Origin of the sequence: Micromonospora sp. NPDC049257 (genome assembly GCF_040678915.1) — a bacterium.
GTDB classification, from domain to species: domain Bacteria; phylum Actinomycetota; class Actinomycetes; order Mycobacteriales; family Micromonosporaceae; genus Micromonospora; species Micromonospora antibiotica.
Map to the genome: position 1 here is coordinate 54,071 of NZ_JBFAQU010000017.1, position 12,812 is coordinate 66,882.

The 12,812-nt window shown below is 74.1% G+C and carries 13 protein-coding genes; 8 read left to right on the forward strand and 5 right to left on the reverse strand.

Going from position 1 to position 12,812, the window contains the following annotated elements; all coding sequences use genetic code 11:
* Positions 1-4: 4 nt before the first annotated feature.
* Positions 5-2,020, reverse strand: a complete 2,016-nt coding sequence (locus tag AB0K25_RS22735; protein WP_363822502.1) for a phage tail sheath C-terminal domain-containing protein — start codon at positions 2,018-2,020, stop codon at positions 5-7.
* Between the two features lie 189 nt (positions 2,021-2,209).
* Entirely contained in the window at positions 2,210-3,196 is a 987-nt protein-coding gene (locus tag AB0K25_RS22740; RefSeq protein ID WP_219461763.1) for a hypothetical protein, read from the reverse strand.
* A gap of 164 nt (positions 3,197-3,360) precedes the next feature.
* Between AB0K25_RS22740 and AB0K25_RS22745 the strand changes: the two genes are divergently transcribed.
* The 4 genes from AB0K25_RS22745 to AB0K25_RS22760 all read left to right on the forward strand — a co-directional run bounded on the left by AB0K25_RS22745 (position 3,361) and on the right by AB0K25_RS22760 (position 6,829).
* Positions 3,361-4,269 carry a bile acid:sodium symporter family protein gene (locus tag AB0K25_RS22745; protein ID WP_219461766.1) on the forward strand — a complete coding sequence of 303 codons (909 nt, stop codon included), beginning with the start codon at positions 3,361-3,363 and terminating at the stop codon, positions 4,267-4,269.
* A gap of 39 nt (positions 4,270-4,308) precedes the next feature.
* Entirely contained in the window at positions 4,309-5,052 is a 744-nt protein-coding gene (locus AB0K25_RS22750; RefSeq protein ID WP_219461768.1) for a DUF2071 domain-containing protein, read from the forward strand.
* Between the two features lie 96 nt (positions 5,053-5,148).
* A complete protein-coding gene (locus tag AB0K25_RS22755) occupies positions 5,149-5,811 on the forward strand; it encodes a HEAT repeat domain-containing protein (protein WP_219461772.1) in 663 nt (220 codons plus the stop codon).
* Positions 5,812-5,815: 4 nt separating this feature from the next.
* Positions 5,816-6,829, forward strand: coding sequence for a HEAT repeat domain-containing protein (locus AB0K25_RS22760; protein ID WP_219461775.1), 1,014 nt, complete (start codon positions 5,816-5,818; stop codon positions 6,827-6,829).
* Positions 6,830-6,906: 77 nt separating this feature from the next.
* On the opposite strand, the gene AB0K25_RS22765 is transcribed toward AB0K25_RS22760, so the two are convergent.
* A complete protein-coding gene (locus tag AB0K25_RS22765) occupies positions 6,907-7,116 on the reverse strand; it encodes a hypothetical protein (RefSeq protein ID WP_219461776.1) in 210 nt (69 codons plus the stop codon).
* A gap of 169 nt (positions 7,117-7,285) precedes the next feature.
* Between AB0K25_RS22765 and AB0K25_RS22770 the strand changes: the two genes are divergently transcribed.
* From AB0K25_RS22770 to AB0K25_RS22785, 4 genes are all read left to right on the forward strand, one after another.
* Positions 7,286-8,512 (forward strand): sensor histidine kinase, encoded by a 1,227-nt coding sequence (locus AB0K25_RS22770; RefSeq protein ID WP_219461778.1) that lies wholly within the window; start codon positions 7,286-7,288, stop codon positions 8,510-8,512.
* Entirely contained in the window at positions 8,500-9,156 is a 657-nt protein-coding gene (locus AB0K25_RS22775; protein ID WP_208566070.1) for a response regulator transcription factor, read from the forward strand. Before AB0K25_RS22770 ends, AB0K25_RS22775 begins: the two co-directional genes overlap by 13 nt.
* Positions 9,157-9,284: 128 nt before the next feature.
* Complete coding sequence (locus tag AB0K25_RS22780) at positions 9,285-10,391, forward strand: winged helix DNA-binding domain-containing protein (RefSeq protein ID WP_219461780.1); 1,107 nt, start codon at positions 9,285-9,287, stop codon at positions 10,389-10,391.
* A gap of 32 nt (positions 10,392-10,423) precedes the next feature.
* Positions 10,424-11,020: a GNAT family N-acetyltransferase gene (locus AB0K25_RS22785; protein ID WP_219461782.1), complete on the forward strand. Its 597-nt coding sequence runs from the start codon at positions 10,424-10,426 to the stop codon at positions 11,018-11,020.
* Positions 11,021-11,045: 25 nt separating this feature from the next.
* Here the strand turns inward: AB0K25_RS22785 and AB0K25_RS22790 are convergent, their stop codons facing one another.
* Positions 11,046-11,651: a response regulator transcription factor gene (locus AB0K25_RS22790; protein WP_219461784.1), complete on the reverse strand. Its 606-nt coding sequence runs from the start codon at positions 11,649-11,651 to the stop codon at positions 11,046-11,048.
* Positions 11,648-12,802, reverse strand: coding sequence for a sensor histidine kinase (locus AB0K25_RS22795; protein WP_357533576.1), 1,155 nt, complete (start codon positions 12,800-12,802; stop codon positions 11,648-11,650). The genes AB0K25_RS22790 and AB0K25_RS22795 overlap by 4 nt, the downstream gene beginning before the upstream one ends.
* Positions 12,803-12,812: the final 10 nt, after the last annotated feature.

Sequence of the window (12,812 nt, forward strand, 5' to 3'; positions counted from 1 at the left end):
CCTCTCAGGACGGGCTCTGGCCGGCGAGCTGCTGGATCCGCACGATCACGAACTCGGCGGGTTTGAGCGGGGCGAACCCGACGACCACGTTGACCACGCCGCGGTCCCGGTCGTCGCTGGTGGTGGTCTCCGCGTCGCACCGCACCAGGTACGCCTCGCGCGGCGTGCGCCCGGCGAACGCGCCCTTGCGGAACAGGTCCTGCATGAACGACGTCAGGTTCAGCCGCAGCTGGGACCACAACGGCTCGTCGTTGGGCTCGAAGACGGCCCACTGGGTGCCCCGGAAGACGCTCTCCTCGACATAGAGCGCGAGCCGTCGGACCGGGGTGTACTTCCACTGGCTGGCCAGCACGTCCGCGCCGGCGGTGGTGCGGGCGCCCCAGTTGACGGTGCCGGTCACCGGGAAGGTGCGCAGGCAGTTGAGCCCCAACGGGTTGAGCACACCGTTCTCGGCGTCGGTCAGCGGATAGACCAGGCTGGTCACCCCCCGCAGCTGTGCCTCGGTGCCGGCCGGTGCCTTCCACACGCCCCGTTCGGTGTCCTGGCGGGCGTACAGGCCGGCGAGGGTGCCGCCGGGGGCGACGGTGCGGGGTCGGAAGCCGTCGGTGGGGTCGGGAATGCGCAGCCGGGGGAAGTGGGCCACCGCGTTGGGGCCCTTGACCCCGAGTTGGTTGATCCAGTCCAGGGCGCGGTCCGGGTCGTCCACTCCCGGCGGCGGGTCGACCAGCAGGACCGCCCGCCGCCGTTCGCAGACGTCGTAGGCGGCCGACCAGACCGCCTCCGGGTCCAGCCCGCTGTCGACGACGCCGGGGTCGCCGTGCTTGGCGCGGGTGGCGTCGGGGATGCAGAGCAGGTTGAACAGGTCGGTTTTGAGCAGCGCGTAGATGCCGGTGTAGGCGGCCTCGCTGCCGATCAGCGCGCCGGTGCCGGGCAGGGTGGTGCCGTCGGAACCGGTGACCAGGTCGCCCTGCCCGAGCCGCTTGACGCCGACCGGGCTGATCCGGCCGACGTTGGTGGCAGCACCTGACAGGCCCAGCAGGGCCGCGCCGTCGGCCACGTCACCGGCGGGGGTGACCCCCGCGACGGTGAAGGCGGCGTCCACGGCCGCCGGGGCGACCAACGCGTCCACGTCGCCGAGGACGCGCAGCCCACCGGCGGCGGTGGGTACCACCCGGACCCGCAGGCCGGCCGCGCCGTCGGCGGCGCCGAGCGCCGTGTTGACCTTCCGCTGCAGCAGCGCGGCCACCCCGGCCGGGGAGGACGGCAGCCGCTCGCCCTTGGTCAGCACGGTGACGGTCACCGGGGCGACCGCCGGCACGGTCTTGGCGGGGTCGTTCGGGTCCGGTTTGGTGGGCCGGTCGGGCTGCACGGTGAGCCGGTAGTTCTTGGCGGCGTCCACCGTGGGCGTGCCGAGCGCCGCGCCGACCGTGCCGCTGGGCACCGGTCGTCCCGCCCCGGCGGCCCCGGCCCGTGCCCGGACCAGCGCCGAACCCCGGTCCGGGTCGTTGAGCAGGGCCACCGCGTACGCGGCGCTGGTCGGGTCGGCGGACAGACCGGTGAACCGTTCGGTGTCGCCGGTGGCGGTGTCGGTGACGGTCAGGTTGAACGACGTGGCGTCGGCGGCCCCGTCGTGGTCGACGTCGACGAGTAGTCCGCTGCCCCACGCTCCGGTGCTCGTCGCGTCCAGCAGCAGCGCGGACTTCGCCCCGGCGCCGACCTTGTCCAGCAGGGTCACCGAGGCGGCCCGGGCGTCGGCGCGGGGCACCCGCACGACCAGGGCGGCGGCCCCGCCGTTGCGGAAGAACTGCTGCACGGCCAGGCTGAGTTCGGAGTCCCGGTCGGCCCCGCCGAACCGGCGTTCGAACTCGCCGAAGGTGTTCACCCGGACGGCCCGGTGCTCCGGTCCGGTCCGGACGTATCCCACGAAGGCGGTCACCCCGGTCGCCACGCCGATGACGGGGCGGACGGAACTCGCGACTTCCTCGATGTACACGCCGGGATAGCTCGGAGTGACGGGCATGACTACCTCGTCTCGCAGTGGCGGGTCGGCTGTTGTCACCCTCCGCTCATGCCGTACCCACCTCTAGCGGGCACCCGACTACGTCGCGTCAGCTACCCGACACCCGGTGCCGTCACCGGTTCACGGAGACGAGTTGTCGGTGCGCCGGCCTCCGGTCCCCTCCGGCACGTGTCCCGCCGGTCCCGCCGGTCACCGGTAGAGCTGAAAGTTGTCGAATTCGAAGACGCCGGTGCTCGTCGCGATGACGCCGCTCTGCCCGTCGGTCAGTTCCTCCGCCGGCACCGTCTTGACCCGGGTGTCGTCGAGGTAGAGGTCGAGCCGGTCGCCGTGGCCGACGATCCCGATCCGGTTCCAGCCGCCGGGCCGGATCCGGTCCGAGGCCTCGGTGAACCGGTAGGACAGTCCGCCGCCGCTCGGCCGACGGACGGCGAACGAGTAGGTGCCGTCGGGCGAGACCAGGAAGGCGTAGTACGCCCGGGGTTGCTCGGTGGTCCGGTAGAGCAGGCCCGCCGAGCTTGCCGGGGTGCCGTGCTCGGGAATCCGGACGTCGACGGTGACCGGTCGGTCGGCGGCGTCGAGCGCCGTGCCGGTGCGGTGGTCCCGGACGCTGACCCAGTGGTAGCGCACGGCGTTGCGGTCGGCCCGGTTGGTGAGCCGGAACAGGCCGTTGCCGGTGTCCACCTGGGTGGTCCAGGCGTCGTCCGGATCGCGGTCGCCGTCGGGGTCGGTCCAACTCGCGTAGTACCGGTCGGCTTCCTGCGGGTCGGCCAGCGGCGAGTTGAACGACTCGGAGAAGGCCGACTCGGCGAAAGGCGAGGACGGGGGCCGGTGCGGGATCAACGTCACGACACCGCCCACCACCCCCACCGCCCCGGCGAGGACGGCGACGACGGTCGGAATGGACCGGACCAGTCGTTGTCGGCGCGTCGGTCGGGCGTCGACCGGCGGCTCGTCCGCGCTGCTGCCAGGGGGACCGGAGTTGCCGTCCCGGTCGTCGGGGCGGGCGGGTTCGGCGTCGACTGCCCGTTGCTGTTGCGCGCTGCGCTCCTGTCCGGCGGGGCGCTCCTGTCCGGCGGGGTGCTCTTGGTCGGCGGGGCGCTTCTGGTCGGCGGGGCGGTCCTGCGTGCGACGCGCCGGGTCGACGGCGGCGTCTTCGGTGTGGTCAGACGCTGACATGGAGTAATCATGTCAGGCGTGCGCAGCCGTTCACCCCGGGCGACCGTCGGCTACTCGACACCGGCCGTCGGGAGTGGATGAGCATGCGGCGAGATGACCGGCGGGGCTGGCCGCTGCCAGGATGCAGTGAAAGACGTCAATCCCGTGGGGCAGGGTGGTGGGTCATGGGTTCCGGGTTGTCGCTCGCCCTCTTTCCGGTCGCCCTCGGCATCGTCATGCTGGGCATCGGTCTCAGCCTGACCGTCGAGGACTTCCGCCTGGTGGCCCGCCAGCCCCGGGTGGTGCTGATCTGCCTGGGTTGCCAGATGCTGGTCCTGCCGGCGATCTGCCTGGGCCTGGTGGCCGCCTTCGGTCTGCGCCCGGAGCTGGCGGTGGGGATGATGCTGCTCGCCGCCTCGCCGGGCGGCAGCACCGCCGGTCTCTACAGCCACCTGTTCCGGGGCAACGTCGCGCTCAACGTGTCGTTGACCGCGATCAACTCGGTGCTGGCCCTGTTCACCCTCCCGTTGATCGTCAACCTGTCGGTGGCCGGTTTCGTCGGTGCGGACAGCACGATCGGCCTCCAGTTCGGCAAGGTGGTGCAGGTCTTCGCGCTGGTCCTGATCCCGATCGCCATCGGGATGTTACTGCGGCGTCGGTTCACCGCCTTCGCCCTGCGGATGGAGCGCCCGGTGAAGATCATTTCCGTGCTCGTCCTGGCGGTGATCATCGTGGGGGCGGTGGCCGGCATCAAGGACGACGTGCTGGCCACCCTCGGGGAGCTCATCGGGGTCGTGGTGCTGTTCAACCTGACCAGCCTCGCCGTCGGCTACCTCGCGCCCCGGCTGCTGCGGGCCGGGCACCGGGACTCGGTCGCCTCATCCTTCGAGATCGGCCTGCACAACGCCACCCTGGCCATCACCATCGGGATGAGTCCGACCCTGCTCGACAACGCCACGATGGCCATGCCGTCGGTGGTCTACGGCAGCCTCATGTTCTTCACCGCCGCCGCCTTCGGGCTCGTCGTCGCCCGTCGCTCCGCCGCCCCCTCGTCCACCGTCGCCGGGCAGACGGGCCGACGGACCCTCCGCTGACCCGTCCCACCGGCCGGGGCGGTGGAGCAGGATGGGTGCGTGCAGATCGAACCGGTCGTCCCCGCACCCGTCCAGACGTTCCCCCGTACGCTGCTGCGCCAGCGGTGGGCGGACCTGACCTTCCTGCACTGGGCGGTCGCCCCGGAACTCGTCGCGCCGCTGCTGCCGGCCGGTACCCGTCCGGACACCGTCGACGGAACCACCCACGTCGGACTGATCGGCTTCCGAATGGTCGGCCTCGGTTTCGGCCGGGGGCCCGCCGTGCCGTACCTGGGGACCTTCCGGGAGACCAACGTGCGGCTCTACTCGGTGGACCAGGCCGGTCGGCGGGCCGTGGTGTTCCGGTCCCTCGACGCGTCCCGGCTGATCCCGGTGCTGGTCGCCCGGGTCACCCTGGGGCTGCCGTACCTGTGGTCGGCGATGCGCCTGGACCACGACGGTGACCTGCGCAGCTACCGGTGTCGTCGGCGCTGGCCAGGGCCGGCCGGGACGACCAGCCGGATGGTGGTCCGGGTGGGTGCGCCGATCCACCGGCCGACCCCGCTGGAGCACTTCCTCACCGCCCGGTGGGGCCTGCACACCCGGGCGTACGGGCGCACCCTGCACCTGCCGAACTGGCATCCGCAGTGGCCGTTGCACCGGGCCGAGCTGCTGCACCTGGACGACGAACTGGTCACCGCCGCCGGACTGCCGGCGCCGACCGGACCGCCGGTCAGCATGCTGTACTCACCCGGCGTGCCGGTCCGGTTCGGTCCACCGGTCGTCCTGCGCCGGCCCCGGTGACCCGGCGGACACCCGTCGGATCGGGCGGACGCAGCGGGACTCCGGTTGACCCTGACACGGTGTCAGGGTCGACACTGCGTCGGGGAGGTGGTCCGGATGACCAGATCGGAAGTGGACCCGACGCGGGCGCTGCGGGGGCTGGCGAGTGGTGACCCGTCGGTGCGGCTGCGGGCCGCGCTGGCGGTCGGCACCACCCCCGACCCGGCTTTCGTCGACCCGCTCGTCGCCCGCTGCGGGACCGAACCGGACTTCTCCGTCCGCGAGATGTTGACCTGGGCGCTCACCCGTCACCCGCCGGAGGCGACGGTGCCCCGGCTCGTCGCCGCCCTGGGGTCGACCCGGGCGCAGACCCGCAGTCAGGCGTTGCACACGCTGTCCAAGATCGGGGACCGGCGGGCCTGGCCGGCGATCACCCGGGCCCTGCTGACCGACCCCGACGACGAGGTGGCACGCAGCGCCTGGCGGGCGGCGGTCGCCCTGGTGCCCGACGGCGCGGGGTCCGGACTGGCCGAGGTGCTGGCCACCCAGCTCGGGCGGGGCGACCGGGCGACGTGGCTGAGCCTCAGCCGGGCGTTGTCCGCGCTCGGCGAGGTCGTCCCGCCGGTCCTGCACGCCGCCGGGACGCATCCGGATCCCCGGGTACGCGCGCACGCGGCCGCCACGCAGCGGCTGTTGCGCGACCCGGACGCCGGATTCGAGTTCTCCCTCGGGGAGGCGACGCGCATCGTGGCGCTCGGCGGGACCGGCGGGCCGGGGTGAGGCGGTGCTGATCGGTGACGTGTCGCGACGCTGCGGGGTCAGCGCCCGGATGCTCAGGCACTACGAGTCGCTCGGACTGCTGCGACCGACCGGTCGTAGCGGCGTCGGTTACCGCGAGTACTCCGGCGCGGACCTTCGCCGGATCTTCCACATCGAGAGCCTGCGCTCGCTGGGGTTGTCACTGCGGGCGGTGGGACGGGCGCTCGACGACCCCGCCTTCACCCCTGCGGAACTCGTCGACGACCTCATCCGGCAGACCCGGGCGCGCATCACCGCGGAGCGGGAGCTGCTCACCCGCCTCCGGCGGATCGACGCCGCCGGGCCCGCCGACTGGCAGGACGTCCTGCAGGTCGTCGCGCTCCTGCGCGACCTGGGCTCACCGCGCGCGGAGCAGCGTCAACGCGCGGCGCTGGCCTCGGTCGGTGAGGTACCGGTGCCGGTGGAGGCACTGGTCACGGCGGTGCTGGACGAGTCCGACCCGAACGTCGCCGGGGCGCTGCGCTGGGCGCTCGCCCACCTGGGCGTCGACGGGTTGCCCCTGCTGGCGGAGGGGCTCGACGCACCCGAGGCCGGGGTGCGGGAACGTGCCGTCCGGGCCATCGTCGAGATCCCGGGTGGGGACGCCACCGCGTTGCTCCGCGACGCCCTGCGCCACCCGGACCCCGTGGTCGGCAGGTACGCGGCGCTGGCGCTCGGCGTCCGTGGCGAGCCCGACGCCGTGCCGACGCTCGTCGACATGGTCGTCGCCGAGGTGAACGACGTCGACGCCGCCGACGCGCTGAGCGCGCTGGCGACCGATCCCGCCACGGCGGAGCGGATCGCCGCGCGCCTGATCGGCCTGCTCACCCAGGCAGATCTCGGGGCGTCGGCACGGCGTCGGCTGATCCAGGCGCTCGCGGACATCCCGGGGGACACGACGTCGGGGGCCCTGGCCGGGCTGACCGGGGACGACGACCGGGTCGTCGCGCTCACCGCGAGCTACGTGCTCACCCTCCGCGCCGCCCCCGACGGCCGCTGAGCGCCGGCCGGCGGAGGCGGCCGGCCCATCCCCTGCCCCGTGGCCGGGGAGGGGCGGGCCCGCGTCCCGTGCGCCGGTCACCGGGCGCGGCGGTGCCGGGCGAGCAGCGTCCCGGCGCAGAGCACCGCCAGCAGGCCGCAGGCGGAGCCGGCCCACTGGTTGTCGAACACGGTCGTCAGCGCCGCGTTGGCGGCGAGGCTGACGACCAGCACCAGCCACAGCAGCGGGCGGAGCAGGTCGGCTTCCGGCTTGGTCGGGGCGTCGGCGATGCGGTACGGATCGGTCATGGCTGCCTCCTCGGGCGGCGGGTGTTCGACCAGGTTGACGCTAGGCGTGGCGGTGGGTCGGGCACGATCCCGCCAGCGCGACCGGCGGCGGTACAGCAGGCGCTACTTTCCGCGCCGACGGTGCCGGGCCGCCCGCCCGGTGGCCTATGTTGGCGCGGGAGGTCTTCCGATGACACACCTGCGGGACCGGGCTCGTGCCTCGGTCGACGCCCTCGAACACCTCGTCGGCGGGTTGGCCACCGCACTGCTGGCGTTGGCTGCGCTGCTGTGGGTGTTGCTCGTCGCGACGGCCTGCCTGGTCTGGGTGGGGCTGCCGGCGGCACCCGGCGCGCTGCGGGCGGTACGCTCGGTGGCCGACCGCGAGCGTGTCCGGCTGTCCCGCTGGGGCACGCAGCTCCCCGCCCCGGGCCCGGTGCCGGCCGAGCTGCGGGTGGCGGTGCGCGACCCGTTCGTCCGGCGGGAACTCGGCTGGGTCGCGCTGCACGCGGTCACCGGCCTGGCCAGCGGGCTGCTCGGCCTCGCTCTGCCGCTCTACGCCGTGCAGGACCTCACGTTCCCGCTGTGGTACCGGCTGCTGCCGCCCGGGGCGGGGGCGCCGGGGATCGTCTGGTGGCGCATCGACGGGCCGGCCGAGGCACTCCTGGTCGGGTTGCTCGGGTTGGGCTGGCTGGTCGCCGTGGTCGCGCTCGGTCCGCCGTTGGCCCGCCTCCAGGCCCGGCCGGGACGGTGGTTGCTGCCTCCGCCGCCGGGCATCGACCTGTCGTTGCGGGTCGCCGAGTTGACCGCCACCCGGGCTGCGGCGCTGGACGCCCACGCGGTGGAACTGCGTCGCATCGAACGTGCCCTGCACGACGGCACCCAGAACCGGCTGGTCGCGGTCAACGTGCTGCTGGGGGCGGCCCGCCGGGCGGTGCGGCGGGACCCGGACCGGGCCGACGAGATCCTCGGGCGGGCGCAGGACGCGGCGGAACAGGCGCTCGGCGAGTTGCGTACCGTGGTGCGGGGCATCCTGCCGCCCGTGCTGGACGACCGGGGCCTCGCCGGTGCCCTGGCCGGGCTGGCCGGCAGTTGCGCGGTGCCCTGCCGGCTCACGGTCGACGTGCCGGTACGCTGCGCCGTCTCGGTGGAGGCCACCGCCTACTTCGTGGTGGCCGAGGCGTTGACCAACGTGGTCCGGCACAGCGGCGCGGGTCGGGTCGACGTGACCGTACGCCGCGAGCAGGGCCGGTTGTCGGTGACCGTCGAGGACGACGGGCGCGGCGACGTCGACGAGACGCGCGGCTCGGGGTTGACCGGCATCCGTCGGCGGGTCGGGGCGTACGACGGCCGGATGACCCTGACCAGCACCAAGGGTGGGCCGACGAGACTGGAGGTGGAGTTGCCGTGCGGATCGTGATCGCCGAGGACGACCCGCTGCTGCGGGAGGGGCTGGCGCTGCTGCTGCGGGCGGAGGACCTGGACGTGGTCGCCACGGCGGGCAACCCGGGTGAGTTCCTGGCCGCGGTCGACGCGTACGCGCCGGACGTGGCGATCGTGGACGTGCGGATGCCGCCGACGCACACCAACGAGGGCATCGTGGCTGCGGTGGAGGCCCGTCGCCGGCAGCCCGGCCTCGCGGTGCTGGTCCTTTCGGCGTACGTGGAGCAGGCGTTCGCCACCGACCTGTTCTCGGTCGGTGCGGTCGGGCTCGGCTACCTGTTGAAGGAGCGGGTGGGTCGGGTCGAGGAGTTCCTCGCCGCGCTGCACCGGGTCGCCGACGGCGGCAGTGTGATCGACCCGGAGGTGGTGGGGCAGTTTCTGGCCCGCCACCGCAGGCCGGACGCGGCACTGGGAGAGCTGTCGCCGCGTGAGCGCGAGGTGCTGGGGCTGATGGCCGAGGGGCTCGGCAACACGGCGATCGCCGAGCGGTTGTACGTCACCGAGGGCGCGGTGCACAAGCACATCCGCAGCATCTTCGCCAAGCTCCAGCTGCCCCCCGACGACCGGGCCGACCGCCGGGTCACCGCGGTGCTGCGCTACCTCGACGGCGGCCGACGGTAGCGCCTGCGGTGCCCCGGCCCCGGCCGGCACCGAACTGGCGCTGGGCGCCCGGCTGAACCGACTGCTGATCGGCGTGCCGGTGGGCTACGGTGCCGAGTTCTGTCGGGGGTGCCGCCTAGGCTGACCGGATGATCGACCGGCGGCAGGTGCTGCATTTCCGCGCCCGCGCACAGCAACTCGACCGGGCCGAGGGCACGCTGGCGGACACCGCCGTGCTCGACCTCGGGGTGCAGGACACCGGCCCGGACGGCGGCCGGTGGGCCCTCGCGCTGCGCGGGGTCGAGGTGACGGCCCCGGTCGCGGACGACCTGATCCTGCTCTGGACCGCGCGCGGTGCGCCGCACCTCTACCGTCGCGCCGACGTGGCCGAGGTGGCGGGGGCGGTCGCGCCGTACTCCGAAGCGGACGCGGCCAAACGCATCTACGACGCCGCCCGGCCGCTGAAGGCCGCCGGCATCGGCATCCTGGCCGCCCTCGACGAGGTGGCGGCGCGGATGCGGGACGTGGTCACCACCCCGACGGTCAAGGGCGACGTCTCCGGGCGGCTGGCCGCGCTGCTGCCCGAGCCCTACCTGCGGTTCTGCCGCCCCTGCGCCGCCACCCACCTCTACGAGATGCCGTTCCGGCTGGCGGCCGTGCGGGCCGGGCTGGAGCTGCGCCCCGGCACCTCGCCACCGGTCCTGCACCACATCCCCGGGTTCACCCGCCCCGCCCCGCCCGGCGACCGGTTCGACCTGGTCCGCGCCTACCTGCGGCTGCTCGGCCCGGCCACCCCCAAGCAGGTCGCCGACTACCTCGACGCCCCGGTCAGGGACGTGCGGGCCCGCTGGCCGCAGGACGTGGTCGAGGTACGGGTCGACGGGGAGGCCCGCTCGCTGCTCGCCGCCGACGAGCCGGCGCTCGCCGGTGCCGCCGACACCACGGCCGTGCGCCTGCTCGGCCCGTTCGACCTGTTCCTGCAGGCGCGGGACCGGGCGACCCTGGTGCCGGACGCGGCCCACGCCAAGCAGTTGTGGCCGGTGCTGGGCCGCCCCGGCGCCGTCCTGGCCGGTGGTGAGATCGTCGGCACCTGGCGGCCCCGTAAGACCGGCCGGGCGCTGACACTCGCCGTCCAGCCATGGCGGAAGCTGTCCGCCGCCGTCCACGACGCCATCGTCGCGCAGGCGCAACGCCTCGCCGCCCACCGGGACCTCGCCCGCGTCGACGTCGACGTCGACGTGCCGGGCGGAGTTTGACACCGGCCCACGGCAGCGGGGGAGGATGAGGCGTGCGGGTCCCTCTTTCCACACCACCGGCCATCCCCGCCGGGGCCGTCGCCGCCGGTGTGCAGCCGACCCTCACCGCGCCGGGTGGCCTGGTCCTGCGTCCCTGGGAGCCGTCCGACGCCCCGGTGTTCCTGGCCGCCTACCGGGATCCGGAGATCCGGCACTGGCACACCCGTCATCCGGCCTCCGAGAGTCAGGTCCGGCAGTGGTTCGTGGAATACCAGCAGGCCTGGGCGCGGGAGACCGGTGCCAGTTGGGCGGTGACCCGCGACGGCGTCGAGGTGCTCGGCCGGATCGCCCTGACCAGTATGGATCTCGATGACGGTGTCGCCGGGTGCGCGTACTGGGTGCTTCCCGCCGCCCGCCGGGCGGGGGTGGCCTCCCGGGCGTTGACGGCGCTTGGCGACTGGGCGCTGGACGGGGCGGGCTTCCACCGGCTGCACCTGGACCACTCGACCCGTAACGTCGCCTCCTGCCGGACCGCGCTGCGCGCCGGGTTCCTGCTGGAGGGCACCAAGCGCAGCGACGCCGTGCACGCCGACGGTCGGCACGACATGCACCTGCACGCCCGCATCCGGGGCGATCGACCAGCCGGCTGACACCGGCACCCCGGGCCAGGGGCGGTCAGAGCCAGCCGTTGGCGCGGGCGGTGTGGGCCGCCTCGATCCGGTTGCGGGTGCCCGTCTTGCCGATCGCAGCCGACAGGTAGTTGCGGACCGTGCTCTCCGACAGGTGCAGTCGGGCGGCGACGTCAGCCACCGTGGCACCGTCAACGGCGGCGACGAGCACCTCCCGTTCCCGTTCGGTGAGCGGGTTCGGGCCGGTCGCCAGGGCCGCCGCCGCCAGCGCCGGATCGATCACCCGCTCACCGGCGAGCACCCGGCGGACCGCCACCGCCAACTCCTCCACCGGCCCGTCCTTGACCAGGAATCCCCGCGCCCCGGCCTCCATCGCCCGGCGCAGGTAGCCGGGCCGCCCGAACGTGGTGAGGATCAGGACCCGGCAGGAGGGCAGCTGCTGCCGCAACGCCGCCGCGGTGTCCAGCCCGCTGCCGGCGGGCATCTCGATGTCCAACAGGGCCACGTCGGGGCGGACCCGCAGGGCCGCCGCCAACGCGGCGGTGCCGGTGCCGGCCTCGGCCACCACCTCCATGTCGGGTTCGAGGTTGAGCAGCAGGGCCAGTGCGCCGCGCATCATGCCCTGGTCCTCGGCGAGCAGCAGCCGGATCATCCGCGCGCCGCCCCGTGCGTGCCGGTGGGAATCCGGGCGGTGAGCCGCACACCGCCGCCACGGACGGAGGTGACGTGCAGTTCCCCGCCCGCCCGTGCGAGCCGTTCGGTGAGACCCCGCAGGCCGTTGCCCGGCTCGGGCCGGCCGCCGACACCGTCGTCGCCGATGGTCAGCACCGACTCCTCGGCGTCGGCGCGCACCTCGATCTCGCAACGCGACGCACGGCTGTGCCGCAGCACGTTCGTCACTCCTTCCCGCAGCACCCAGCCGAACGCGTCGTCCGCCTCCACCGGCAGCGGCCGGCCGGGTTGCCGCACGGTGACGGTGATTCCGCCGTCGGCGAGGGCGGTCCGGGCACCGTCCAGTTCCCGATCGAAGCTGCGGTCCCGGTAGCCGGTGACCGCCTCGCGTACCTCGGCGAGCGCGGTACGGCCGATGCGCTCGATGTCCCGGGCCTCTGCCGCTGCCCGCCCCGGATCGGTCGGGACGAGCCGGCGCACCACCTCCGCCTTCACCACCACGAGTGACAGTGTGTGGCCGAGGAGATCGTGCAGGTCCCGGGCGAACCGTAGCCGCTCCTGCTCGACCGCCGTCCGGGCCAGCTCCTGCTGGGTGCGGCGCAGCTCCGCCACCAGTCGGGCCGTCCGGGTGAAGGCCAGGGTCATGGTGCCTGCCAGCACCGTGATCAGTGCCGAGGCGGCGATGTCACCGACCGGCACCCGGTGCGCCACCCCGATCATCAGGACGGCAGCGGCACTGCCGCCTACCCAGGCGAACCCCCGGCTCGGCCGGACCAGCCCGACCGCACCGGCCGTCGCGACGTACGTCAGCAGGATCAGCCAGCCCTGCGGGCCACCGGCGTACGCGCCCGCGAGGCCCACCCCGAGCGCCGCGAACACCAGCAGGCCGAGGTGGAACAGCACGGGCGGCACCACCAGGTCGGCCACCGGCACCGCCACCAGCGCGAGGTAGAGCAGCGCGAAGGTGACCAGCCCGACCGCCGCGACCGCCGTCGGGCGTACCTGCCCCTGGACGATCGCGGTGGACGGTGGCAGCAGCAGCCAGAACCAGAGCGTGTGCGACGCCACCAGCAGGAGTCCCCGCCGCCGGCGGCGGCCGGTGGCGGGGGCCGCGATCGTGGCACCGGGCATGGTCGACACC